A 24,049-nucleotide genomic window follows, 5' to 3' on the forward strand; every position below is an offset into this window, starting at 1 on the left:
CGGGGGGGGGGGGGGGGCCCCGGGGGTACGGGGGGAAGGGTGGGTAGGGGATTTTGCCCCGCAGGGCCGACTCAGCCGCACCCGCCCACCGGACCCCGCGCCGGGACGGCCGTGGCGAGCGCCCCGACCCGCCACCGACGGACGGAGTCCGGCGCAGCGATGCGAAGCCCATGAGGCCCGCCAGGGCCGAATGGTGCGAGCAGAGCGTCAAGAAGGAACGGGGCTCACGGGCGGCCCTGGAGTTTGGCTGAGGCGGTTCGGGTGGGGGGGAGTTGGCCGTAGAGGAGGCGGCCGGGGCATTCTGTGGCGAAGCCGTCTCGGTGGCCCGAGATGACGTTCAGGCGGACGTTGCTGCCCTTCGCGTAGAGGTTGCCGCCGCCCGAGCGGAGGGTGGTCTTCGCGCGGGGGTCCGCGCCGAAGAGGCCCAGCTTCCAGGCCGTGAGGCGGGCCACCGCGTCGACCGCCGCCTTGGGCGGGGCCGTGGAGGTGAAGGTGCCGATGACGGCGACGCCCATGCTGTCCGTGTTGAAGCCCATGGTGTGCGCGCCGAGCACCGCCTTGGCGACTCCGCCGGCCCGGCCCTCGTAGACGGTGCCGCACTTGTCGACGGCGAAGTTGTAGCCGATGTCGCGCCAGCCGCTGCTGACCACGTGGTAGCGGTACAGGCTGCGCAGGACGGCCGGGGCGTCCTTGCAGGCGTAGTTGTTGCCGGAGGCGGTGTGGTGGACGAAGGCGGCCTTGACCGTGTTCGTGTAGACGAAGCCCTTCTCGCGCAGGTTCTCGTCCGCGCCCCAGCCCAGCCGGGTGACGATCTTCGGGCGCGGGCCGATGTACGGGGCGGCGGCGAGGGCCTCGTCGGCGAGGACCGCGTCGGCGGTGGAGTCGGCCTTGTTGAGGGCGGGGATCTCCTGGGCGCCCAGGGGGGCCATGGGGACGTTGGCGGAGGAGGACTCCGCCATTTCCATGGTCATGCCGGGGAGGAGGGCCAGCTCGCCCTTGTCGTCGTCGTCGACCGCGGGCGCGGTTTCTCCGGCGTTGCCGTTCTTCGCGTCCGAGGGGGGCCGGGAGGAGTCTCCCGGGTCCACCAGTTCGATGCGCATGCCGGTGGGGAGCCCGCTGCTCACCGTGCGGCCGCCGGGTTCCGCCTGGACGCGGACCTCGATGCCGTCGGACTGGCCGACCCACAGGGGGGCGGTGCTGCCGCGGACGCGGCCGGTTCCCCGTTCCGCGGTGTCGGGGTCGGCGGCGTGTTCGCCGTTGTGGGTGTCGACGTCCTGCCAGTCGGACCAGGCCGCGGTGGCCACGGAGCGGGTGCGGACCTGGACGGTGCCGTCGAGCTGGGTGCTCGCGTCGTCCCAGACGACGCCGACCAGCGAGAAGGTCTTGACCTCGCGCGCCGACAGGCCGCGCGTCTCGGGCAGCCGGGGCGAGGTGCTCATGCCGGGTACCCCGGTGGGGCGGTCCGCCGCGGGTCCCACGGGGGCGAGCGGCAGGGACTGGGTGGATCCGGCGGGGGCCACCGGGGCCGCGGGGGCTGCCGATGCCGCCCCGGCCGATGACTGCGTCGCTGCCGGGCGGGCGAGGGCGGTGGAGGGGAGCGCGAGCGGCAGGGCCAGTGCGGCAGCCGTCGCGACGCCGATGGAGGAAGCAAGGAATGCACGCATGAAAAGGATGCTGGGGACTGCCCGGGGCCGGCGCCATCCGAGAGCTGACGTACCGTCCGGTCCCGGCGCCGATACCCCTCCTCCGTACGGGGGATCGTGCTGCGGCCGTACGGCGCAGGGGCGCGGGGCGGCCCGCGTAGGCTCTGGTTCGTGAACGCCACTGACCGCACCCCTGCCGACCTGCTGCGATCCGCGCTCGCCGCCGATCCCGGCCGCCCGCTCGTGACCTTCTACGACGACGCCACGGGCGAGCGCGTCGAATTGTCCGTCGCCACCTTCGCCAATTGGGTGGCCAAGACCGCCAATCTGCTCCAGGGCGACCTGGGCGCCGAGCCCGGCGACCGGCTCGCCCTGCTGCTCCCCGCGCACTGGCAGAGCGCCGTGTGGCTGCTCGCCTGCGCCTCCGTCGGGGTCGTGGCGGAGGTGGGCGGGGATCCGGCCGGCGCCGATCTGGTGGTGAGCGGGCCGGACACGCTGGAGGAGGCCGCCGCGTGCTCCGGCGAGCGGGTGGCGCTCGCGCTGCGGCCGCTGGGCGGGCGCTTCCCGCAGCCGCCGGCCGGTTTCGCCGACTACGCGGTGGAGGTGCCGGGGCAGGGCGACCGGTTCGCCCCGTTCCAGCCCGTGGACGCGGACGGCCCGGGTCTGGTGGTCGGCGGCGAGGAGCTCTCGTACGCCCGGATCTGCGAGCGGGCCCGCGAGGACGCGCAGAAGCTCGGCTTCGGCGAGGGCGCCCGGGTGCTGTCCCGGCAGGGCTACGACAGCTGGGAGGGGCTCTCCGCCGGGCTGTACGCGGCCCTGGCCACGGGCGGCTCCGTGGTGCTGTGCCGCAATGCCGGTGAGCTGGCGGACTCGGCGCTGGCGCAGCGGATCGAGAGCGAGCGGGTCACCCACACGGCCTGATCCGGTCCGGGCCCGCCGTCACCCACACCGCCCAATGCCGGATCTGGGCGATTTGTCACCCACATGGCCCTATACACGGCCGTGCCCCCGGGCCGCAGCGATGCCCCGGGGGCAGGATCGGCACAGGCCGTACTCACCCGTACGGCCCGTACCGGTTCGGGTGAGGGGACGGAACGCGAGTGACGGACAGCGCGGGCATACCGGGCGGCACCGATGCGGCCGGAGGCGAACAGCCTCCGAACGGCCGCAAGCGGCGCCGGCTGCTGCGCTGGATCGGCGCCGGGACCGGCCTGCTGGCCGTAGTCGGGGCGGGCACGGGCTGGTGGATCTACTCCAAGCTCGACGGGAACATCGCCGAGGACACCTCGGCCGCCGCCGAGCTGCGGCGCTACGACAAGGAGCGCCCGGTCCACCTGGCGGGCGGCGCGCAGAACATCCTGCTGATCGGCTCGGACTCCCGCACCGGTCCGGGCAACGCCCGGTACGGGCAGGACCAGGGCACGCAGCGCTCGGACACCACGATCCTGCTGCACCTGCCGGCGGACCGGAAGAGCGCGACGGCGGTGTCGATACCGCGGGACCTGATGGCGGAGGTACCCGCGTGCCTGAAGCCTGACGGCAGCCGCACCACGGAGCAGTTCGCCCAGTTCAACTGGGCCTACGAGTGGGGCGGGACCGCCTGCACGATCCGCACGGTGGAGGCGATGACCGGGATCCGGGTCGACCACCACATGGTGCTGGACTTCAGCGGCTTCAAGAAGATGGTGGACGCCATCGGCGGGGTGGAGGTGTGCCTGCGGCGGCCGGTGGACGACACCGAGGCCAAGCTGAAGCTGCCGGCGGGCCGGCAGACCCTCCAGGGCGAGCAGGCGCTGGGTTTCGTACGGGCCCGCCACAGCCTGGGCAACGGCAGTGACACCGAGCGGATGGAGCGCCAGCAGGCGTTCCTCGGTTCGCTCGTCAAGAAGGTGCAGAGCAACGGGGTGCTGCTCAACCCGGCCCGGCTGTACCCGCTGCTGGACGCGGCGACCTCCTCGGTGACCACCGACCCGGGGCTGGCCTCGCTGCGCGGGCTGTACGAACTGGTACGGGGCGTGCGCGACATCCCGACCGACCAGATCAAGTTCCTCACGGTGCCGCGCCGCCCGTACGCCGCCAACCGCAACCGGGACGAGCTGCGGCAGCCGGACGCGTCCCAGCTCTTCCAGCGGCTGCGGGCGGACCAGCCGCTCACCATCGCCCCGCCCGAGGCCACGGGCACGCCCGCTCCGGTCTCGCGTCCGGACGACGGGGACGGGGACCGGGACGGGGACCGGGTCCGGGAGGAGGCGGCGGAGGCGGAGGCGGCGGCCGACGACAAGGCGGACCGCCCGGGAACCGCGGAGCCCTCCACCCCCGTCCCCACCTTCACCGGCACCACCGCCGGGGTGGCCGACTGCCGGTAAAGCAATCCCAAAAGCCGGTGCCCGGGCCGAGCTTGTTGGGGAGATTGCCCCGTTGTAAGTGCGTGGAATTCATCACCAGCATGGTTTGCGGCGAACCTGTCCGGATAAGGTGAGCGATCCGGCGCCCGGCCAGCACAGAGGCCTTGCGCCAGCAGCCGGATCGTTGACCGTGCGCCTGGGGGAGGCGCGTCGCGAAGCACCGACGGAGGATTCGAGCAAACCGTGGATGCGCAAAGCCGTGGACGGGCCGATGAGATCGACCCCGCAGATCAATGGGTACTGAACCCTCGCACCGGCAACTACGAGCTGCGACTGGAAGACACCGCTGCGCAAGCGCCGTCGCAGCGGTCCGCTCCCCGCGGGGCGCCCCGCAGAGCCCCCGTTCCTCCCCGCTCCCCCGCCGCCCCCTCCCCCGGGGTTCCCGGGCCGCGCCGCGGTGACGCTCCTCCGCCCGGCGGCGGCCGGCGCGGCGGGCGTTCGCGCAAGATCGGTGGTGGCGGCCGCAAACGGGCCCTGACCATCACCGGCGGAACCCTGGCGGTGCTGCTGGTCGGCGGCTCGGTGGCGGGGTACCTCTACTACCAGCACCTGAACGGCAACATCAGGGTCACCGACATCGGCGACGCGGGCACCAGCGGCGGTTTCAAGAAGGACCAGCCGATCAACATCCTGGTCATCGGCACGGACAAGCGCAGCGGCGCGGGCAACGAGGGCTACGGGGACGCCGGCAGCGTCGGCCACGCCGATACGACGATCCTCTTCCACGTGTCGAAGGACCGCTCCAACGCGACGGCGCTGTCCATCCCGCGCGACCTGATCACCACCGTGCCGGTCTGCCCCACGAAGCAGCCGGACGGCTCGACGAAGGACATCCCCGGCGAGCGCGGGGCCCGCTTCAACACCAGCCTCGGGCAGGCGGGCCGCGACCCGGGCTGCACGATGCGCACGGTGAACGAGCTCACCGGGATCCAGGTCGACCACTTCATGATGGTCGACTTCAACGCGGTGAAGAACCTGAGCACGGCGGTCGGCGGGGTGCCGGTCTGCGTGGCCAAGGACGTCAACGACAAGGACTCCAAGCTCAAGCTGACGGCGGGCGAGCACCGGCTGCAGGGCGAGCTGGCGCTGGCCTTCGTACGGACCCGGCACGCCTTCGGCAACGAGAGCGACCTGGACCGCATCAAGACGCAGCAGCAGTTCCTCAGTTCGATGATGCGCGAGATGAAGTCCAAGGAAACGCTGACGAGTCCGAAGAAGTTCTTCTCCCTCGCGGAAGCCGCCACGAAGTCGCTGAGCGTGGATTCGGGGATAGGTTCGATCGGAAAACTCACCGATCTTGCGGGCGAGTTGAAGAACATCGACCTCAAGAACATCACCTTCACCACGCTTCCGGTGCTCGACAATCCGGCGGAGAAGGTCAAAGCCACCGTGGTCGTCAATCAGGCGCAGTCCGAACCGCTGTTGCAGATGATCCGCGGGGACGTCTCCCTCACCGAGGTCGAGAAGAAGGAACAGGCGGCGAAGGACGCGGCGGACGCCGACTCGAAGGCGAAGGCGGACGCCCTGCTCCAGGGCAACCGCGCGGCGGCCAAGGACGTCCGGGTGGACGTCTACAACGGCGGCGGCAAGGCCGGATCCGCGTCCGGCACCCTGAACTGGCTGCAGAACACCAAGGGGGTGCCCAAGTCCAGCAACCTGGGCAACGCGCCCGCCAAGGTGGACGCCACGCAGCTGGAGTACGCACCCAACCAGGCCGACCAGGCCAGGGCGTTGGCGGACATGATGGGCCTGCCGGCGACGGCGCTGAAGATGGGCACGGCCGACGCCGCGCCCAAGACGCCGATGAAGCTGACGCTCGGCGCCGACTTCAAGGGGGCGGGGGTCTCCATGACGGCGCCCGAGCAGGCGCCCGAGGGCGTCCAGCGGGTCGAGGCGGACAAGTCCGTCTGCGCCAAGTGACCGACAGGGGGGCCGGCCGGCCCCCCGCGGTCACGCAATGACGTGCCGGGGTCCGTCGGACCGGCACACTACCGACACAGAGTGATCGTGATGGGGGACGCGTGAGGCACAGCAGCGTGCAAGGGGAGGGGGCGCCGGGCCGGGCCGGCAACGGCATATCCGGCGCCGGCACCCGGCCGACGGCGACCAGCGCCGTACCCGCGCCGAGGTCCGGCTCCGGCCACCGCCGCGGTGGCGGGGCCGGGGGCGCAGGCGGCAAGCGGCCGACCCGGCGGGGGCGCCGCCGCGTACTGCGCTGGACGGCCTCCATCGTGGCGCTGCTCATACTCGGGACGGCGGCGGCCGGTTACCTCTACTACCGCCACCTCAACGGCAACATCCGCAGCGGCCAGCGCCTGAGCGGCGACAGCGGTGTCGCCCGCGGCGAGGCCGACGCGGCCGGCCGGCGTCCGATCAACATCCTGATGCTCGGCTCCGACGTCCGTGACGAGGAGAACGCGAAGCTCGGCGGGGGCTGGGACAACATCGGCGACCCCGCGCGGGCCGACGTGCAGATGCTGGTCCACATATCCGCCGACCGGAAGAACGCCTCGGTCACCACCGTTCCGCGCGACACCCTCGTGGACATCCCGGAGTGCACCGATCCCGCGACGGGCAAGAAGTACAAAGCCACCAAGACGATGATCAACGAGAGCCTCGCCAACGGGGGTCCGGGCTGCACCCTGGCCACCTGGGAGAAGCTGACCAACATCTACATCGACCACTGGATGATGATCGACTTCGCCGGTGTCGTCAGCATGGCCGACGCGATCGGCGGCGTCGACGTCTGCGTCAACCAGAACGTCTTCGACCAGTCGAAGCCGGGGTCGGGGACGGGCGGTTCCGGCCTCAAACTGACGGCGGGCACCCACAGGGTCCAGGGCGAGCAGGCGCTCCAGTGGCTGCGCACCCGGCACGCCTTCGGCAGTGACATGGCCCGGGCCAAGGCGCAGCACATGTACATGAACTCGATGATGCGCGGGCTCAAGAGCCAGAACGCCTTCACCGACCTCCCCCGCCTCACGGGCCTGGCGGAGGCGGCGACGAAGGCGCTGCAGGTGTCGGACGAGATCGGGACGGTCAAGAAGCTCCTCGACCTCGCCCTGCTGCTCAAGGACGTGCCGGTCAACCGCATCACGTCGGCCACGATCCCGGTGCTGCAGGCCCCGAGCGACAAGGACCGGCTGATCCTCAACCCCACGGACGCCGAGAGGGTCTGGGAGCTGCTCCGCAAGGACATCGCCATGGACAAGAACGGCGACCCGGCGCCGGCCGAGAGCGGGCAGCCCGGCGCGAGCCAGTCCCCCTCGGCCCCCGCCCAGTCGACCGACCCGGCCCCGCAGACGTCTTCCGCGCCGCCGGCCTCCAACCCCGCGAAGATCGCCGTGCAGGTGGTCAACGGCACGGGTGTCGGAGCGCCGCCGGTGGGCAAGCGGGCCACGGCCATCGCCGGTGAGCTGGTCGCCAAGGGCTTCGCCCTGGCCAAGGCGGACAGCGCGCTGACCCCGGAGAAGGCGACGGTCGTCCGCTACGCCACGGACGCCCAGGCGGCCGACGCGCAGGGCGTGGCCGCGGCGCTCGGCATCCCGGCCACCTCCGTGCAGAAGTCGGCCGCGGCCGCCAGGATCACGGTGCTGGTGGGCGCGGACTGGCGCGAGGGCGCCACCTACCCGGTGCAGGCGCCGCCGGAGGCCGGTTCGGTCCCGGAGTCGGCCGACGTGCTCAACGGCACGGACACCAGCTGCATGGACATCTACGGTCCGTTCACCTGGTGAGCTGAGGGGCCGACAACGCCCCGCACACACCGAAAGGGGTGACCCGGTCCTCGTCGGACCGGGTCACCCCTTTCGTGTGCGTACGCCGCTCAGAGCTCTGCGGGGTCCCGGTTCACCGACGGACGGCGGCTCGCGATGACCTTGGCGGCGAGGGAGCGCGGGCTGGTCAGGAAGCCGTAGCCCCAGCACACGTGCATGGTCGCCAGCGCGACGGGGATCCGCAGCCGGGCCTTGAGGGACAGCCCCTTGCCGGCCGGGATCGAGCCGACGGTGATCGCCGCGAGGTAGCCCGCGGGGAGGACGAAGGCCCACGGGGTGACGGCGGCTCCGACGACCACACCGGCGGCGATCGCGCAGACGGCGGCCGGTGCGGCGAGGTAGCGCAGGTTGATGGAGCCCGAGTGGTAGCGGGCCACCACGTGGCGCCAGCGCCCGTAGTCCTTGTACTGCTTGGCGAGCGCCCGAACCGAGGGGCGCGGGCGGTACTGGACCTTCAGCTCCGGGGAGAACCAGATCAGCCCGCCGGCCTCGCGGATGCGGAAGTTCAGCTCCCAGTCCTGGGCGCGGACGAACTCCACGTTGTACCCGCCGGCTGCCTCCAGGGCCTCCCGCCGGAACACCCCGAGGTAGACGGTGTCGGCGGGGCCCGCCTTGCCGCCGGTGTGGAAGGCGGCGTTGCCGACGCCGATCCGCGAGGTCATCGCGGCGGCGACGGCGTCCTCCCAGGCGTTCTCGCCCTCGGCGTGCATGATGCCGCCGACGTTCTGCGCCCCGGTCTCCTCCAGGAGGCGGACCGCGGTGGCGATGTAATTGGGGGAGAGCATGCCGTGGCCGTCCACGCGGACCACGATCGGATGGCGCGAGGCCTGGATGGCCGCGTTGAGGGCGGCAGGGGTCCGGCCGGTGGGGTTCGGGACGGTGTGGACCCGGGGGTCTTCCCGTACCAGCTCGGCGGCGATCTCATCGGTACGGTCCCTGGACGGCCCGAGCGCGATCACCACTTCCATCTCACCCCCGTACTCCTGTCCGAGGATGTGGTGGACCGAGTTGCGCAGATGGCGCTCCTCGTTGAGTACCGGCATGATCACCGAGACTGCGGGCTGCTGGGCGGGCATGTGGTCCTTCAAGGTCGGGTATCGGTGTCACGTTACCGCGTACGGGGGAACCGGGTGCGCGCCGGATGAGCAGTAAGGACAACGGCTGATCGTATGGGCCTACTGTTCTGACGAATCTGCCGAACGTGCGAGGTGTCCCCCGTGCCCCAGCCGCACCGTCCCACCCGACCCGCCCTGCCCGCCCGGTCCGCCCGGCCGTCGCAGCGCGCGCCGCGGCCAGGCGGTCCGGCCGGGCCCCGGGCAGCCGGGAACCGGCCCGCGGACAGACCCCGCTGGGGGGTCCGGCTCGCCGCGGGGCTGTCGGTGCTCGTGCTCGGCTCGGGGGCCCTCGGGCACGCCGTGATGACCGGGCTGGACACCGGGATCCAGCGGGTGGACCCCTTCAAGGACATGAAAAACCGCCCGCAGGCCGGGCACGGGGTGAACTTCCTGCTCGTCGGCACCGACGGCCGCGACAAGATCACCCCCGAGGAGAAGCGCGAGTACCGCCTGGGCGGCGCGCCCTGCCACTGCACCGACACCGTGATGCTGGTCCACCTCTCGGCGGACCGGGCCCGGGCCAGCGTGGTCAGCCTCCCCCGGGACAGCTTCGTGGAGCTGCCCGCGCACGTGGACGGCTCCAGCGGCAAACCGCACGGTGCCCACCCGGTGAAGCTCAACGCCGCCTACGCCGAGGGCGGGCCCCAGCTGACCGTGCGCACCGTCGAGAGCATGACCCGGGTGAAGATCGACCATTACCTGGAGGTCGACTTCACCAGCTTCATGAAGACGGTCGACGCCATGGGCGGCGTGGAGATCTGCACCGCCAAGACCATGAAGGACCCCAACACCGGCCTCGACCTGCTTCCCGGCACCCACCGGCTCAGCGGCGGCCAGGCGCTCCAGTACGTGCGCTCGCGCCATGTCGACGGGGCCTCGGACCTGGGGCGGATGCAGCGCCAGCAGCGGTTCATCGCGGCCCTGATCAAGCAGGCCACGGGCGGCGGGGTGCTGCTCAACCCCGTCAAGTTCAAGCAGGTCAGTTCCACCCTGCTGAGCTCGGTCCGGGCCGACCGGGGCTTCGGATCGGAGCAGATGCTGGCGCTCGGCCAGGCCATGCGCGATTTCACCCCTTCGTCCTCGGAGTTCGCCTCCGTCCCCGTCGGGAACCCGTCCTTCCCGGTCAAGGGCATCGGCTCCACGGTGAAATGGGACGAGGGCAAGGCGGCGAAGCTCTTCCAGGCGCTGCGCGACGACCGGCCGCTGTCCCCGGCCCCGGCCCCCGGCAAGCCGGTGCGCCGCCAGCCGGCGGTGCCGGTGGACGTGCCGCCGGGGCAGGTCCGGATCCAGGTGGAGAACGGCACCCGCATCGACGGGCTGGGCACCCGGGTGGACTCGGCGCTGCGCGCCACCGGCTTCGACACCACCCGGGCTCCGGGGAACGGCGCGAGCCGGGACGTCAAGCGCACGGTGATCACGTACGACCCGCGCTGGGACCGGTCGGCCCGTACGGTGTCCACCGCGCTGCCGGGCAGCGAGCTGCGGGCCGTGCGCGGGCAGGGGCGGACCGTGGTGGTGATCGCGGGCGCCGACTACCGCAAGGTGGTGGCGGTGCGCGCGGAGGACCCGTACCAGGGCGAATTCGGTGTGGTCACCGGCGACCAGGTGGTCTGCGGCGGCTCCTGACCGGAGAGCGGCCGTCCCCGGGGCGGCGTACTGGCGGCGTACTAGACGTCGGCGTCCAGCCCCTGCGCGGACCGCTCCTCGCGCAGGTCGCGGATGGCCTGGCGGCGGGCGAGCCGGTGCGTGCGGCGGATCTGGGCCTCCTGGAAGCGCCGCTCGTCGCGCTCCGTCTCCGGGATGACCTGCGGGACCTGGCGGGGCTTGCCCTCGGCGTCGACCGCGGTGAAGACGAGGTAGGCGCTGCCGACCTGGGTGGCGGGGGTGGACTCGTTCCACCGCTCCGCGAGGACGCGTACGCCGATCTCCATGGAGGAGCGGCCCGTCCAGTTGCACTGGGCCTTGACGTGGACGAGGTCGCCGACGCGGACCGGGGCGAGGAAGGCCATCTCGTCCATGGAGGCGGTGACCGCCGGGCCGCCGGAGTGGCGGCCGGCCACGGCGCCGGCCGCGTCGTCCACCAGCTTCATGATCACGCCGCCGTGCACCGTGCCGAGGAGGTTGGTGTCATTGGCGGTCATGATGTGGCTCAGGGTGGTGCGGGAAGCCGAGATCGGCTTTCCCGGCAGCTCGCCCGGTATCTCTGTCATGGAGACAGCTTAGGGCGTGTCTTTCGGATCAGGCCGGGTCAGCCTGCGGTGGCCGGTGCCGTGCATCGCAAGGCGAAGGAGGGAGTCGACGCGAATGGGGTCTCCCCTGCTCGAGCGAAGCCGAGAGCTTGGGGAAGTCGGCGAGTGACGACAACGCGGCGAGGCGCGGTGCCGGGCGCCGCGGGCCCGGCCTGATCCGAAAGACACGCCCTAAGTGCGGCTCGCTGGTGTCAGCTCTGCAACAGCAGCGGTACGAAGAGCCGCCGGGGGTGTTCCGCGGTACTCCCTGCCAGGCATTCTTGGGCACATGAGTGACTGGGACGGGTGGAGCGGCGAGCAGGACCAGCGGGGCCGCCGCGATGACGGGTACGGGCGCGGCAGCGGCCGGGCGGAGCCGGAAGGCGCACGGCGGATGAGGCACGTCCAGCGGCCCGGCCCCGGCCCCGGCCCCCAGGCGTCCCGGCAGCCGCAGCAGCCTCCGCAGCCCCAGCAGCCCCCGCGCCGCCCGGCTCAGCCGCCGGGCGGGCCCGCTTACGTGCCTCCGCAGCAGGACGGCTCGTACGGCGCCGGCAGCGGCGGCGACAGCTACGACAGCGGCTACAACACCGGCCAGGTCTACGGCGGCGGCCAGCCGCCCAGCGGGCCGCGCGGGCGCGGTCCCGGCGGGCCCGGCGGCCCGGCCCGGCCGGCGGGGCCCGCCCCGGACTGGCGCAAGCGGATCAAGATCGGCTCGATCGTGCTGGTCGCCGGCCTGCTCGTGACGGGCATCGGCACCTACTTCTGGGCCGACTCCAACGTGCGCCGCGAGGTCGACCTCTCCAAGGTCATCGAGCGCCCGAAGGAGGGCGACTGCACGACGTACCTGATCGTGGGCTCCGACAGCCGCGAGGGCATGTCCGCCGAGGACAAGAAGAAGCTGCACACCGGCTCGGCCGAGGGCAAGCGCACCGACTCGATGATGATCCTCGCCAAGTGCTCCAGCGGGAACACGATGATCTCCCTGCCCCGTGACTCCGACGTGGAGATCCCCTCCTTCGTCGGCTCGGAGTCGGGCAAGAAGTTCCCGGGCCAGGGGCGGCGGGTCAAGCTGAACGCGGCGTACGCGGAGGACGGCCCGGAGCTGCTGGTGCGGACGGTGGAGTTCAACACCGGCCTGCGCATCGACCACTACGCGGAGATCGGCTTCGCCGGCTTCGCGAACATCGTGGACGCGCTGGGCGGGGTGGAGCTCAACATCGAGAAGGGGTTCAAGGACGAGAAGTCCGGGGCCGACTTCAAGGAGGGCACCCAGACGCTGAACGGCGAACAGTCGCTGGCCTACGTACGGACCCGCTACGCCTTCGCCGAGTCGGACCTGCAGCGGACCAAGAACCAGCAGAAGTTCCTGTCGGCGCTGGCCAGCCAGGCGGCGACCCCGACGACGATCCTCAACCCGTTCGCGCTCTACCCGGTGCTGGGCGCCGGTCTGGACACGCTGATCGTGGACAAGGACATGGGGCTGTGGGACATGGGGTCGATGTTCTTCGCGATGAAGGGCATCAGCAGCGGTGACGGCGTGTCCATGAACATGCCGATCTCCGGTCAGCGCGGCGGCAACCTCGTCTGGGACAAGGCGAAGGTGCAGCAGCTGGTGCAGCAGATCCAGAAGGACGAGAAGGTCACCGTCCGCGGGAACTGATCATCACGGTGGCGGGCGCCCCCAGGCGGGGGCGCCCGCGTTCGACCGGCTCAGGCGTCGGAGGAGAAGCGGATCGCCGCGTCGGGCAGCTGCGCCCCGCACCAGACCCGGGCGCCGGCGCGGAGCTCGTTGTCGGCCCCCACGACGGCCGCGTCACCGATGACGGCGGCGTCCAGTACGGTCCGTGCGCCCACCGAGGCGCCGGCGCCGATCAGGCTGGCGGACACCTGCGCGTCCGGGCCGACGACCGCGTCCGACATGACGATGGAGCCCTGGACGACCGCACCCGCCTCGATGCGGGCCCCGGCGCCCACGACGGTGCCCCCCGACAGCTTGGCGCCGGCCGCGACGTGGGCTCCGGGCAGGACGAGGGACTCGCCGCGGCGGCCGGGGACGGCCGGGGAGGGGACGACCCCGCGGACCAGGTCGGCGGAGGCCTGGATGATCGCCTCCGGCTTGCCGAGGTCCATCCAGTACGTGTTCTCGGTGACCCCGTGCAGCACCGCCCCGGAGGCGAGCAGGCCGGGGAAGGTCTCGCGCTCCACGGACACGGACCGGCCGGCCGGGATCGTGTCGATCACGCTGCGCCGGAAGACGTAGCAGCCGGCGTTGATCTGGTCGGTGATGATCTCCTCGGGCGTCTGCGGCTTCTCGGTGAAGGCCAGCACCCGCCCGTGGGCGTCGGTGGGGACCAGGCCGAAGGCGCGCGGGTCGTCGACCCGCACCAGGTGCAGGGAGACGTCGGCGTCGGCCGCCTTGTGCGATTCGACGAGCCCGGCGATGTCCAGGCCGGTGAGGATGTCCCCGTTGAAGACGAGCACCGAGGAGTCCGGGCCGCCGGTGAGCAGCCGCGCCGCGTTGCGGATGGCTCCGCCGGTGCCGAGGGGCTCGTCCTCGACCACGTACTCCAGGTGGACGCCGAAGGCGGAGCCGTCCCCGAAGTAGGGCTCGAAGACCTCGGCGAGGTAGCAGGTGGCCATCACGATGTGCGTGACGCCTGCGGCGGCGGCGCGGGCTATCTGGTGGGCGAGGAAGGGAACACCTGCCGTGTGGACCATCGGCTTCGGCGTGTTCACCGTGACGGGGCGCAGCCTCGTCCCCTGTCCGCCGACCAGCAGGATCGCTTCCGTCATTTGCGTTCTCCCCAACCGGTTCCGGCGTACGAAGGTCCAAATTTAGCCCATCCGGGGGGTCCCCAGGGGGCTGCCGCCCGATGTGTGCGGCCGTCTTCGCCGCTGCTCAGGGCGGTCGTGGCGGTCACGGCGGTCAGGAGGCGAAGGGGTTGGCGTGGCCCGGCAGCTGCTGGCCGGGGCGCAGGAAGCGCTGTGTTCCCCGCTCGTCGCGCACCTGGAGGTACCCGGCGTCCTGCAGCCGCTGTGCGATCCGGCTCCGGCGGACCGTGCCGATCCGGAAGGCGCCGAAGAGGAAGGCGGTGAGCAGGCCGCCGACGACCAGGGCGAGGACCGGCTCTCCGACGAGCAGCATGAGCAGGGCCAGGAACACGCAGGATCCGTACGCGATCAGCTGCTGGCGCTTGTCCGCCGCGGCGGCCATGGTGTCGAACAGGATCCGGTCCTTCATCAGGGCGACGGCCCCGGCCCCTTCGGGCAGGGGCTTGAGCGTGCCCGGCCGCATCCCCGGTACCGTCCCGCCGTTGCCGGCCTGCGGGTGGGCGGTGAGGGCGGCCGCCTCGCGGGCCCTGGCCTCGGGCCGCGGGTCCCGGTACATCCGGACCAGGACGTACGCCTTCTTGTGGCCGGTGCGGAGCGTTTCGTGGTACTCGAAGCCGTAGCTCTCGGCGATGTGGGCCAGTGCGGCCCCGCGGGCGGCTGCGACGGACCCCTCCGAGCCGATCTCCAGGACGTCCTGCCGGGCGATCTGCTTCATCAGTCCCGCTATGTCACGTTCTTCGTACATCTTCGTTCCCCGCCCCGAAACCCACCCCTGAGCCCGTACCGAGGACCGGCCGGGCGGCACAGCCTAGCCACGCCGTACGGGGCGCACGCGGCGCCCCCGGCATATGCCGGGGGCGCCGACGTTTCACACGGCCGGGCGGCCTGCCTACGGCAGGTTGCGGGCCATGACGATGCGCTGGACCTGGTTCGTGCCCTCGTAGATCTGGGTGATCTTCGCGTCGCGCATCATGCGCTCCACCGGGTAGTCCCGGGTGTAGCCGTAGCCGCCGAGGAGCTGGACCGCGTCCGTGGTGACCTCCATGGCCACGTCGGAGGCGAAGCACTTGGCCGCGGCGCCGAAGAAGGTGAGGTCCTCGTGCGGGCCGCCGCCGGAGACGCGCTCCGAGCGGGCCGCGGCCGAGTAGGTCAGCTGGCGGGCGGCCTCGATCTTCATGGCCATGTCCGCGAGCATGAACTGCACGCCCTGGAAGTCGCCGATCGGCTTGCCGAACTGCTTGCGCTCCTGGACGTAGCCCTTGGCGTAGTCCAGTGCGCCCTGGGCGATGCCCAGCGCCTGGGCGGCGATGGTGATGCGGGTGTGGTCGAGGGTCTTCATCGCGGTGGCGAATCCGGTGCCCTCGGCGCCGATCATGCGGTCGGCGGGGATGCGGACGTTGTCGAGGTAGACCTCGCGCGTCGGGGAGCCCTTGATGCCGAGCTTCTTCTCCGGGGCGCCGAAGGAGACGCCCTCGTCGGACTTCTCGACGACGAAGGCCGAGATGCCCTTCGAGCGCTTCTCCGGGTCGGTGACGGCCATGACCGTGTAGTACTCGGAGACGCCGGCGTTGGTGATCCAGCGCTTGACGCCGTTGAGCACCCAGAAGTCCCCGTCGCGCACGGCGCGGGTCTTCATGCCCGCGGCGTCCGAGCCCGCGTCGGGCTCGGAGAGGGCGTAGGAGAACATCGCGTCGCCCTTGGCCAGCGGGCCGAGGTACTTGGCCTTGAGCTCCTCGGAGCCGGAGAGGATCACCGGGAGCGAGCCGAGCTTGTTGACCGCCGGGATGAGGGAGGAGGAGGCGCAGACGCGGGCCACCTCCTCGATGACGATCACGGTGGCGAGGGCGTCGGCGCCCGCGCCGCCGTAGGTCTCGGGCACGTGGACGGCGTGCAGGTCGCTGGCGACGAGGGCGTCCAGGGCCTCCTGCGGAAAGCGGGACTCCTCGTCGACCGCGGCGGCGAAGGGCATGATCTTCGCCTCGGCGAGCGCGCGGACGGACTCGCGGAGCATGTCGTGCTCCTCGGCCGGGCGGTACAGGTCGAAGTCGGCAGAACCCGCCAAGATCTCTCACTCCCCAGGTGGTGCGTGGTGTTAACTACCGTTAAGTAGCCCAAGCTTAGTGTCCGTCCGGCGACCGCGACACGGGCGTCGCACGTGAGTTGCGTGACAGCGGGGCCGGTGGGGGGCATCGGGCGGGCGGCGGCGCGGTGTCCGCGGGGTGGCGGACGGGTGACGGACTCCGGAATGCATCCCCGGTCACCGGCCCGACTATGCTCGGTTGCCGCGAACGGCCCCGCACCTCCAGGAGCACTCATGGCCCCCCTCAAGATCACTGTGATCGGCACCGGATACCTCGGTGCGACGCATGCCGCGGCAATGGCGGAGCTGGGCTTCGAGGTGCTCGGACTGGACGTGGTGCCGGAGAAGATCGCCATGCTCGCCGCCGGCCGCGTCCCCATGTACGAGCCCGGGCTGGAGGAGCTGCTGGCCGCCCACGTGGCCGGACTGCCGGGCTCCACGGGCCGGCTGCGCTTCACCACCTCCTGGGAGGAGGTCGGCGCCTTCGGCGACGTCCACTTCGTCTGCGTGAACACCCCGCAGAAGCACGGCGAGTACGCCTGCGACATGAGCTACGTCGACTCCGCCGTGGAATCGCTCGCCCCGCACCTGACCCGGGCCGCCCTGGTCGTCGGCAAGTCCACGGTGCCCGTCGGCTCCGCCGAGCGCCTCGCCGCGAAGCTGACCGCGCTGGCTCCGGCCGGCGAGGAGATCGAGCTCGCCTGGAACCCGGAGTTCCTGCGCGAGGGCTTCGCCGTCCAGGACACCCTGCACCCCGACCGGATCGTCATCGGGGTCGACGACGAACGGGGCGAACGCGCCGAGAAGCTCCTGCGGGAGGTCTACGCGATCCCCATGGGCGAGGGCACCCCGCTGGTCGTCACCGACTTCCCCACCGCCGAACTCGTCAAGACGGCCGCCAACTCCTTCCTCGCCACGAAGATCTCCTTCATCAACGCCATGGCCGAGGTCTGCGAGGCCGCCGGCGGCGACGTGGTGAAGCTGGCCGAGGCCATCGGCCACGACGAGCGCATCGGGAAGAAGTTCCTGCGCGCCGGCATCGGTTTCGGCGGCGGCTGCCTGCCCAAGGACATCCGCGCGTTCATGGCGCGGGCCGGCGAGCTCGGCGCCGACCAGGCCCTGACCTTCCTGCGCGAGGTCGACTCCATCAACATGCGCCGCCGCGGCCACATGGTCGAGCTGGCCCGCGACGCCGTCGGCGGCTCCTTCCTCGGCAAGCGGGTCGCCGTACTGGGCGCCACCTTCAAGCCGGACTCCGACGACGTCCGCGACTCCCCCGCGCTGAACGTGGCCGGCCAGATCCACCTCCAGGGCGGCCAGGTCACCGTCTACGACCCCAAGGGCATGGACAACGCCCGCCGCGTCTTCCCCACCCTCGGGTACGCCGACACCGCACTGGACGCCGCCCGCGGCGCCGAGGTCGTCCTGCACCTCACCGAATGGCGGGAGTTCCGCGACCTGGACCCCGCGGCCCTCGGCGAGGTCGTCACCGACCGGCTCGTCCTCGACGGCCGCAACGCCCTCGACCCCGCCCTGTGGCGCGCCGCCGGCTGGACCTACCGCGCGATGGGCCGCCCCCGCGCCTGACCTCGGCGCGGATCTCCACGCCCGGCCCCGCGCCTGACCTCCCGGTCCTTCCCCCGGCGGTCCTTGATCCGCTTCGTTCCGGAATGCGCGGTTTCACATCTCGTCACCGGATCGTTGGCGGGAGCCGCCGGGGCGCGCGCATGGGATCGCTAGACTCACGGCCGATGACCAGTACGAGCAGGACCATCGACTCCGCACTCCGGGGGCGCGCCGGCCGCCTGGCCATGGCGGGCTTCTGGCTGGCCACCCGGACCCTGATGGTGATCCTCCTGGTGGTGAACCTGCACGGCACCTCCTCGGTGCGCGTGGAGATCACCCAGACCTACAACAACTGGTACGACGTGCTCGTCACGGGGACCATGCCGCACGACGACGTCATGTGGCAGTACCCGCCGGCCGCGGCGGCGATCTTCCTGTCGCCCGACCTGCTCCCCTTCCTGAGCTACTTCCAGGCCTTCGTCGCGCTCACCGTGATCTGCGACGCGCTGATCAGCGTCGGCCTGGTCCGCGCCGCCCGGCGCACCGACGGCAGCCTGGCCGGCGCCGTGCTGTGGCTGACCACGCTGCCGCTGCTGCTGTCGCTGCCCTTCGGCCGCTACGACCTCCAGGTCACCCTGCTCGCCGTCGGCTCGCTGCTGTGCCTGCGCTTCCGCCGCAAGCTCGGCGGAGTCCTCGCCGGAATCGGCGCCCTGGTCAAGGTCTGGCCGCTGCTCACGCTGATCGGCACCCCGCGCGGCCGCACCACCCGCGACGCCGTGGTCTCGGCCGTGGCGGCCGGGGCCGTCCTGCTCGCCGTGCTCGCGCTGTTCTTCCGCGACACCCTCGGCTTCCTCGGCAACCAGGGCAACCGCGGCATCCAGGTCGAATCCCTCGGCGGCTCGGCCCTGATGTTCGGCAAGCTCGTCGGCGCCTGGTCCGGGAAGGTCGAAGTCCGCTACGGCGCCTACGAGTACCTCGGCCCGTACGTCTCCAGCGTCGCGCTGCTCTCCGTCGGCCTCACGGTCGTCGGGTTCGCGTGGCTGCTGCTGTGGCGGGTGAAGGCCCGGCGCTGGACGACCGCGACCCCGCTGGACGCCGCGCTGTGCGCCATCCTCGTCTTCACCATCACCAGCCGCGTGCTCAGCCCGCAGTACCTGATCTGGCTGGTCGGCCTCGCGGCCGTCTGCCTCACCTGCAAGCACACCACGCAGCGGCCGGTGGCCTGGCTGATCGTCGCCTCGACCGCGCTCAGCACCGCGATCTACCCGCTCACCTACGGCTCGGAGATCCTCCCGGGCACCGGCTTCGGCACCTTCCTCCTGGTGCTCCGCAACGGGCTGCTGGCCTGGGCCGCCGTCTGGTCCTGCCTGCGCCTGTGGCGGGCGAGCGTGAGCCCCGTCCCCGCAGCCGGGTCCGGGGCGGACGCCGGGGCCTCCGTTACCCCGGCGCCCAAGGCCGGAGCCGGGGTTCCGGCACGCGTCTGAGGACCGCTCGGGCGCTCAGGCCGCTCCGGACGCCCTACGGTGCTGCGCCGCGCGGGCCGTGAACTCCGCGTCCCGCACCACCCGCTGGGCGTTCCCCCAGGTCAGCAGCGCCAGGTCGGTCTCCGGCCAGCCGCGCTCCAGCAGCTCCGCGATCAGCCGCGGGTAGCCCGAGGGGTCCGTCAGTCCCGCCGGGCGCGGGGTGCCCGGCTCGGCGCCGAAGCCGGCGCCCAGGCCCACGCAGTGGGGGCCCGCGACGGCCCGTACGTGCTCCACGTGGTCCGCCACCGCGTGCAGGGAGTCCCCGGTCAGTGCGGTGTCGAAGCTGACCATCGCCAGGCCGTTCGCCGCCCGCAGCGCGAGCAGCACCTCGTCGGTCACGTTCTCCGGGTGCGGGGTGAGGGCGGCCGCCCCGGTGTGCGAGATGATCACCGGCGCCTTGGAGGCCGCGGCGAGCTGGCAGGCCGGCGCGGGCGGGCAGCCCCGAAGGTCCAGCAGCATCGCCAGCCGGTTCGTCTCCTTGACCACCTCGTGGCCGAAGGCCGTCAGCCCCTCCATCGCCCACGGCGCCCCGGCCGGCGCGAGGATCCGTACGCCCAGCGCGTGGAAGGCGCGCAGCGCGCCCAGCGAGTCCGTCAGGGTGCGGCCGGGCACGGGCCCGAGGAAGGAGGCGATGCGGCCCCGGTTGCGGGCGTCCGCCAGGTCGTCGGCGGTCAGCGCGAGGCAGAGGCTGTCGGGATAACGGCGCATCAGGGCCAGCGCCACGTCGATCTGTTCGAGGGTGTCGGACACCACCTGGTCGGTGGCCGCGGCCTCGCGCGGCATGAGCAGCGACCAGAACTGGGCACCCACTCCCCCGGCGCGCAGCCGCGGGATGTCGGTGTCGACGCCCGCGTCCGAGGTCTCGATGTCGTGGTACGGACTCTCGCGCAGGGTCCGGACGAGGGTGTTGCAGCCATCCACGACGGGATGGACGCTGAGCAGTGCGGCGGCCCGGTCCAGGGCGCCCGGGAGCAGTGGACCCGGGGGATCCTCGGCTCCTAGGGAGCCCGGGCCCACGGGGGTCACCGGGTTCGCGTGCGGTTCGTCCTGCAGGTCGGCCATGGCGTGCGCTCCGGTCTCGGCGGCTGTGTCGGTGCCAAAAGCAGCGGGAGAGAAGCAGGGAAGATGGTGCCACCGTGACATGTGGGACGCCCGAGGCGCCCGGCGGATGTGGCGTTCGGGTGTAACCGGCAGTGTTCGCTGGTCACAGCCCGTACACCCGATCCGCCGGGCGGGCCGGTCAGGAAGCGGCGGGGCTCCTCGGCCTCACACCGGGAGCACCGCGTTGGACGGGCCCCGGGAGGCCGACTGCTCGCGCGCCACCGCTTCGGCGTCGCGCAGCGTCCGTACCGCGTTCGACCAGGTCAGCTTGGCCAGGTCGGCCTTCGACCAGCGGCGTGCCAGCAGCTCGGCGACCAGGTTGGGGTACCCGGCCACGTCGTCCAGCCCGGCCGGGGTGAAGGCGGTGCCGTCGTAGTCCCCGCCGATGCCGATGTGGTCGACGCCGGCCACCTCGCGCATGTGGTCGAGGTGGTCGGCGACCGTGGCGGCGGTGGCCACCGGGCGCGGGCGCGCCTCCTCGAAGGCCCGGTGCAGGGCCATCGCCCCGGGGGTGGTGTCGAGGTGGTGGAAGCCGTGCGCGCGCAGGTTCTCGTCGGCGGCCAGGGTCCACTCCACGGCTGCCGGGAGGATGAACTTGGGCACGAACGTGGCCATCGCGACCCCGCCGTTGGCCGGCAGCAGCGCCAGCACGTCGTCCGGGATGTTGCGCACGTGGTCGCAGACGGCCCGGGCCGAGGAGTGCGAGAAGACCACCGGCGCGGCCGTGACCGCGAGCGCGTCGCGCATCGTGGTCGCGGCGACGTGCGAGAGGTCGACGAGCATGCCGATCCGGTTCATCTCGCGGACGACCTCGCGGCCGAACTCGCTGAGCCCGCCGTGCCGGGGCTCGTCGGTCGCCGAATCCGCCCAGTCGATGGTGTCGTTGTGCGTGAGCGTCATGTACCGCACGCCGAGCTGGTGCAGGGCGCGCAGGGTGGCGAGCGAGTTGTTGATGGAGTGCCCGCCCTCGGCGCCCATCAGCGAGGCGATCCGGCCCTGGGCGCGCGCCGCCTCCATGTCGTCGGCCGTCAGCGCCCGCACCAGGTCGTGCGGATAACGGTCGATCAGCTGGGCGACGACGTCGATCTGCTCCAGGGTGGCGCTGACCGCCTCGTCGCCCGCGTAGTCGGAGCGCACGTAGACCGACCAGAACTGCGCGCCGACGCCGCCGGCGCGCAGCCGGGGGATGTCGGTGTGCAGGTGGCCCTTCTGGTCGCGGCCGATGTCGCGCCGGTCCAGGTCGTAGCGGACCGTCTCGCGCAGGGCCCAGGGCAGGTCGTTGTGCCCGTCGACGACCGGGTGCTCGGCGAGCAGCTCGCGCGCCGCGTCCAGGTGCGCGGACGCGTCCGCCGCCCCTGCGGGGCTCACTTGGCGAATCCGAACGACTCCTGGCCGGCGACCTTGCTGCGCAGCCGCTTGCCCTTCTCGGTGGCCTGGTCGTTGAGGTCCTGGAGGAAGTCGGTCATGCGCGCCCGCAGCTCCGGGTCGTGCGCGGCGAGCAACCGTACGGCGAGCAGCCCGGCGTTGCGGGCCCCGGCGATCGAGACGGTGGCCACGGGGATCCCGGCCGGCATCTGGACGATGGACATCAGGGAGTCCATGCCGTCGAGGTACTTCAGCGGGACCGGAACGCCGATGACCGGCAGCGGGGTGACGGAGGCGAGCATGCCGGGCAGGTGGGCCGCCCCGCCCGCGCCCGCGATGATCGCCTTCAGGCCGCGCCCGTCGGCCTGCTCCCCGTACGCGATCATCTCGCGCGGCATCCGGTGCGCGGAGACCACGTCGACCTCGTAGGGGATCTCGAACTCGTCGAGGGCCTGGGCGGCGGCCTCCATGACGGGCCAGTCGGAGTCCGAGCCCATGACGATGCCGATGACGGGAGCTGCTGCGGAGGTGCTCATTCTTGGATGGTTCCTCTGAGGTAGCCGGCTGCGTGACGTGCGCGCTCCAGCACATCGTCCAGATCGTCGCCGTAGGTGTTGACGTGGCCGACCTTGCGGCCCTGTTTCACGTCCTTGCCGTACATGTGGATCTTCAGCTGCGGGTCGTGGGCCATGCAGTGGAGGTACGCCGCGTACATGTCGGGGTAGTCCCCGCCGAGCACGTTCGCCATGACCGTCCAGCGGGCGCGGGGGCGCGGGTCGCCGAGGGGGAGGTCCAGGACGGCCCGTACGTGGTTGGCGAACTGGGAGGTGATGGCACCGTCCTGCGTCCAGTGGCCGCTGTTGTGCGGGCGCATCGCCAGTTCGTTGACCAGGATCCGGCCGTCGGTGGTCTCGAAGAGCTCGACGGCCAGGTGGCCGGTCACGTCGAGTTCCTTGGCGATGCGCAGGGCCAGGGCCTGGGCCTCGCCGGCGAGGGCCTCGGAGAGGTTGGGGGCGGGGGCGATGACCGTGTCGCAGACCCCGTCCACCTGGATGGACTCCACGACGGGGTAGGACACGGCCTGGCCGTGCGGGGAGCGGACGATGTTGGCCGCGAGCTCGCGGACGTAGTCCACCTTCTCCTCGGCCAGGACCGGGACGCCCGCCTTGAACGGGGCCTCGGCGTCCGCCTGCGTACGGACGAACCACACGCCCTTTCCGTCGTACCCGCCGCGCACCGTCTTGAGGATGACGGGGAACCCGCCGACCTCTTCGGCGAAGGCCGCCGCGTCCGCCGGATCGCTCACGATCCGGTGGCGGGGGCTGGGCGCGCCGATCTCGTCGAGCTTGGCGCGCATCACCCCCTTGTCCGCGGCGTGCACCAGCGCGTCGGGCCCCGGGCGGACGGGGATGCCGTCGGCTTCCAGGGCCCGCAGGTGCGCGATGGGCACGTGCTCGTGGTCGAAGGTGATCACGTCACAGCCGCGCGCGAAGGCGCGGAGGGTCTCCAGATCGCGATAGTCGCCGATGACGACGTCGCTCACGACCTGGGCCGCCGAGTCCTGTGGGGTGTCACTGAGGATCTTGAATCTGATGCCGAGGGGGATACCCGCCTCGTGGGTCATGCGGGCGAGCTGTCCGCCGCCGACCATGCCGACTACCGGGAACGTCACTCCTCCAGGGTATCCGGCGGTATTCCGCCATCCGGACCCGCATCGGGGCGCCCCTGGCCGGTACCCGGCGGTCGTGCGTGGCGGGTGTGCCGTGTGTCGCACGGTGTCCGAAGGCGCAGACGTACCGATGGGGCGACACTTAGCATGGGCGCGCACGGGTCAAACGTGTGATGTGAACGTGTGACGCCTCATACGGGGGCCCCGAAGACAGGACTGAGCCTCATATGAGCAAGCCGGAGAGCGGATCCGTCCTCGACCGCGTGCGCGGGCTCGCACGCGAGATCGCCAGGTTCGGGGCCGTCGGCGGGCTGGGAGTCCTGGTCAACCTGGGCGTCTTCAACCTGATCCGGCAGGTCACCGACCTCCAGGTGGTGCGCGCGAGCGTGATAGCCACCCTGGTGGCCATCGTCACGAACTACCTGGGCTTCCGCTACTTCGCCTACCGGGACCGGGCCGACCGGACCGGGGCGGGCCGCACCCGTGAGCTCGGGCTGTTCGTCGCGTTCAGCGCGATCGGGCTCGTGATCGAGAACGGCATCCTCTTCACGGCCACGTACGGCTTCCACTGGGACGGGCCGCTCGCCTCGAACTTCTTCAAGTTCACCGGCATCGGCATCGCGACCGTGTTCCGCTTCTGGTCCTACCGCACCTGGGTCTTCAAGGCGCTGCCCGCGCCGCCCGCGGCCTCACTGGTCGTCGAGCAGCGTGACGGCCAGGCTCCGGGGGCTCCGGGGGCTCCCACAGCC

The 24,049-nt window shown here is 71.9% G+C and carries 19 protein-coding genes; 9 read left to right on the forward strand and 10 right to left on the reverse strand.

The window, feature by feature from the left end; all coding sequences use genetic code 11:
• Positions 1–224 precede the first annotated feature (224 nt).
• Positions 225–1,664 (reverse strand): peptidoglycan recognition protein, encoded by a 1,440-nt coding sequence (locus ACFWNV_RS31725; protein WP_383953723.1) that lies wholly within the window; start codon positions 1,662–1,664, stop codon positions 225–227.
• A 150-nt stretch (positions 1,665–1,814) separates the two neighbouring features.
• Between ACFWNV_RS31725 and ACFWNV_RS31730 the strand changes: the two genes are divergently transcribed.
• The 4 genes from ACFWNV_RS31730 (at position 1,815) to ACFWNV_RS31745 (ending at position 7,782) form a co-directional block, all read left to right on the forward strand.
• Positions 1,815–2,564: a TIGR03089 family protein gene (locus ACFWNV_RS31730; RefSeq protein WP_383953725.1), complete on the forward strand. Its 750-nt coding sequence runs from the start codon at positions 1,815–1,817 to the stop codon at positions 2,562–2,564.
• A 179-nt stretch (positions 2,565–2,743) separates the two neighbouring features.
• Positions 2,744–4,009 (forward strand): LCP family protein, encoded by a 1,266-nt coding sequence (locus ACFWNV_RS31735; protein ID WP_383953727.1) that lies wholly within the window; start codon positions 2,744–2,746, stop codon positions 4,007–4,009.
• A 222-nt stretch (positions 4,010–4,231) separates the two neighbouring features.
• Entirely contained in the window at positions 4,232–5,968 is a 1,737-nt protein-coding gene (locus tag ACFWNV_RS31740) for an LCP family protein (RefSeq protein WP_383953729.1), read from the forward strand.
• 101 nt (positions 5,969–6,069) lie between these two features.
• Complete coding sequence (locus ACFWNV_RS31745) at positions 6,070–7,782, forward strand: LCP family protein (RefSeq protein WP_383953731.1); 1,713 nt, start codon at positions 6,070–6,072, stop codon at positions 7,780–7,782.
• Between the two features lie 89 nt (positions 7,783–7,871).
• Here the strand turns inward: ACFWNV_RS31745 and ACFWNV_RS31750 are convergent, their stop codons facing one another.
• Complete coding sequence (locus ACFWNV_RS31750) at positions 7,872–8,897, reverse strand: glycosyltransferase family 2 protein (RefSeq protein ID WP_383953733.1); 1,026 nt, start codon at positions 8,895–8,897, stop codon at positions 7,872–7,874.
• 303 nt (positions 8,898–9,200) lie between these two features.
• Between ACFWNV_RS31750 and ACFWNV_RS31755 the strand changes: the two genes are divergently transcribed.
• On the forward strand, positions 9,201–10,562 hold the full coding sequence (locus ACFWNV_RS31755; protein ID WP_383953735.1) for an LCP family protein: 1,362 nt from the start codon (positions 9,201–9,203) through the stop codon (positions 10,560–10,562).
• A 41-nt stretch (positions 10,563–10,603) separates the two neighbouring features.
• On the opposite strand, the gene ACFWNV_RS31760 is transcribed toward ACFWNV_RS31755, so the two are convergent.
• Entirely contained in the window at positions 10,604–11,146 is a 543-nt protein-coding gene (locus ACFWNV_RS31760; RefSeq protein ID WP_383953737.1) for an acyl-CoA thioesterase, read from the reverse strand.
• A 307-nt stretch (positions 11,147–11,453) separates the two neighbouring features.
• Between ACFWNV_RS31760 and ACFWNV_RS31765 the strand changes: the two genes are divergently transcribed.
• A complete protein-coding gene (locus tag ACFWNV_RS31765) occupies positions 11,454–12,824 on the forward strand; it encodes an LCP family protein (RefSeq protein ID WP_383953739.1) in 1,371 nt (456 codons plus the stop codon).
• 50 nt (positions 12,825–12,874) lie between these two features.
• Here the strand turns inward: ACFWNV_RS31765 and ACFWNV_RS31770 are convergent, their stop codons facing one another.
• From ACFWNV_RS31770 to ACFWNV_RS31780, 3 genes are all read right to left on the reverse strand, one after another.
• On the reverse strand, positions 12,875–13,957 hold the full coding sequence (locus tag ACFWNV_RS31770; protein ID WP_383953741.1) for a sugar phosphate nucleotidyltransferase: 1,083 nt from the start codon (positions 13,955–13,957) through the stop codon (positions 12,875–12,877).
• Positions 13,958–14,090: 133 nt separating this feature from the next.
• On the reverse strand, positions 14,091–14,741 hold the full coding sequence (locus tag ACFWNV_RS31775; protein WP_383953743.1) for a hypothetical protein: 651 nt from the start codon (positions 14,739–14,741) through the stop codon (positions 14,091–14,093).
• A gap of 144 nt (positions 14,742–14,885) precedes the next feature.
• Complete coding sequence (locus ACFWNV_RS31780; RefSeq protein WP_266878075.1) at positions 14,886–16,058, reverse strand: acyl-CoA dehydrogenase family protein; 1,173 nt, start codon at positions 16,056–16,058, stop codon at positions 14,886–14,888.
• A 252-nt stretch (positions 16,059–16,310) separates the two neighbouring features.
• Here ACFWNV_RS31780 and ACFWNV_RS31785 point away from each other — a divergent pair, with 252 nt between their 5' ends.
• Together ACFWNV_RS31785 and ACFWNV_RS31790 are read left to right on the forward strand one after the other, a co-directional pair.
• Positions 16,311–17,663: a UDP-glucose dehydrogenase family protein gene (locus ACFWNV_RS31785; protein WP_383953745.1), complete on the forward strand. Its 1,353-nt coding sequence runs from the start codon at positions 16,311–16,313 to the stop codon at positions 17,661–17,663.
• Positions 17,664–17,827: 164 nt separating this feature from the next.
• Positions 17,828–19,126, forward strand: coding sequence for a glycosyltransferase 87 family protein (locus ACFWNV_RS31790; protein ID WP_383953747.1), 1,299 nt, complete (start codon positions 17,828–17,830; stop codon positions 19,124–19,126).
• A 15-nt stretch (positions 19,127–19,141) separates the two neighbouring features.
• On the opposite strand, the gene ACFWNV_RS31795 is transcribed toward ACFWNV_RS31790, so the two are convergent.
• The 4 genes from ACFWNV_RS31795 to ACFWNV_RS31810 all read right to left on the reverse strand — a co-directional run bounded on the left by ACFWNV_RS31795 (position 19,142) and on the right by ACFWNV_RS31810 (position 23,303).
• Positions 19,142–20,227: a membrane dipeptidase gene (locus ACFWNV_RS31795; protein ID WP_383953749.1), complete on the reverse strand. Its 1,086-nt coding sequence runs from the start codon at positions 20,225–20,227 to the stop codon at positions 19,142–19,144.
• A 204-nt stretch (positions 20,228–20,431) separates the two neighbouring features.
• On the reverse strand, positions 20,432–21,634 hold the full coding sequence (locus tag ACFWNV_RS31800; RefSeq protein WP_383953751.1) for a dipeptidase: 1,203 nt from the start codon (positions 21,632–21,634) through the stop codon (positions 20,432–20,434).
• Positions 21,631–22,167: a 5-(carboxyamino)imidazole ribonucleotide mutase gene (gene purE / locus ACFWNV_RS31805; RefSeq protein WP_383953752.1), complete on the reverse strand. Its 537-nt coding sequence runs from the start codon at positions 22,165–22,167 to the stop codon at positions 21,631–21,633. Before purE ends, ACFWNV_RS31800 begins: the two co-directional genes overlap by 4 nt.
• Positions 22,164–23,303 carry a 5-(carboxyamino)imidazole ribonucleotide synthase gene (locus tag ACFWNV_RS31810; protein ID WP_383953754.1) on the reverse strand — a complete coding sequence of 380 codons (1,140 nt, stop codon included), beginning with the start codon at positions 23,301–23,303 and terminating at the stop codon, positions 22,164–22,166. The genes purE and ACFWNV_RS31810 overlap by 4 nt, the downstream gene beginning before the upstream one ends.
• A 224-nt stretch (positions 23,304–23,527) precedes the next feature.
• Here ACFWNV_RS31810 and ACFWNV_RS31815 point away from each other — a divergent pair.
• Positions 23,528–24,049, forward strand: a 522-nt coding sequence (locus tag ACFWNV_RS31815; RefSeq protein WP_383953756.1) for a GtrA family protein, incomplete at its 3' end; no start/stop codon positions are given.

Origin of the sequence: Streptomyces sp. NPDC058401 (assembly GCF_042722885.1) — a bacterium.
Taxonomy (GTDB): Bacteria; Actinomycetota; Actinomycetes; order Streptomycetales; family Streptomycetaceae; genus Streptomyces.